General features: G+C 49.7%; 2 rRNA genes. Both read left to right on the top strand.

The features are described from left to right. Positions 1-58: ribosomal RNA gene (locus ACOT8F_RS20910) — 16S ribosomal RNA — on the top strand; the annotation flags it as partial. 257 nt (positions 59-315) lie between these two features. Next, a 23S ribosomal RNA gene (locus ACOT8F_RS20905) occupies positions 316-1,155 on the top strand; the annotation flags it as partial.

Below are 1,155 nucleotides of genomic sequence, written 5' to 3'. Positions count from 1 at the left end.
TGGGGTGAAGTCGTAACAAGGTAGCCGTATCGGAAGGTGCGGCTGGATCACCTCCTTTCTAAGGAATATAGGAGCACCAGACGGTGCAAATCATTAACGAGGCATTTCGTACCTGTTTAGTTTTGAGGGATTATTCTCTCAAGACAAGGCAAAGAGTCTGCATGATGCAGCTCAAGAGCCGATTGTTCTTTGAAAACCAGATAACGTAAAACACAAGTAATTCACATGAGAAACACACCTTATGAATTCTTTTGGTGAGAAACCTTCTGGTTTCTTTTCGAAAAACAACCATCAGAAACATGTTTTCTGAACCATGGTTAAGTTAATAAGGGCGCACGGTGGATGCCTTGGCACTAGGAGCCGATGAAGGACGGTACTAACACCGATATGCTTCGGGGAGCTGTAAGTAAGCTTTGATCCGGAGATTTCCGAATGGGGGAACCCATTGCTCATAATGGAGCAGTATCCATACTTGAATTCATAGAGTATGGAAGGCAGACCCGGGGAACTGAAACATCTAAGTACCCGGAGGAAGAGAAAGCAAACGCGATTCCCTGAGTAGCGGCGAGCGAAACGGGATTAGCCCAAACCAAGAGGCTTGCCTCTTGGGGTTGTAGGACACTCTGCACGGAGTCAAAAAGGAACGGGGTAGACGAAGCGGTCTGGAAAGGCCCGTCAAAGAAGGTAACAACCCTGTAGTTGAAACTTCGTTCCCTCCAGAGTGGATCCTGAGTACGGCGGGACACGAGAAATCCCGTCGGAAGCTGGGAGGACCATCTCCCAAGGCTAAATACTCCCTAGTGACCGATAGTGAACCAGTACCGTGAGGGAAAGGTGAAAAGCACCCCGGAAGGGGAGTGAAAGAGATCCTGAAACCGTGTGCCTACAAGTAGTCAGAGCCCGTTAACGGGTGATGGCGTGCCTTTTGTAGAATGAACCGGCGAGTTACGATTACGTGCAAGGTTAAGTTGAAGAGACGGAGCCGCAGCGAAAGCGAGTCTGAATAGGGCGCATCAGTACGTGGTCGCAGACCCGAAACCAGGTGATCTACCCATGTCCAGGGTGAAGTTCAGGTAACACTGAATGGAGGCCCGAACCCACGCACGTTGAAAAGTGCGGGGATGAGGTGTGGGTAGCGGAGAAATTCCAATCGAA

It is taken from the genome of Chryseobacillus diguaensis, from assembly GCF_049220665.1.
Classification (GTDB): Bacteria; Bacillota; Bacilli; order Bacillales; family Bacillaceae; genus Metabacillus_B.
This window is presented reverse-complemented; position numbering and strand designations above follow the sequence as displayed.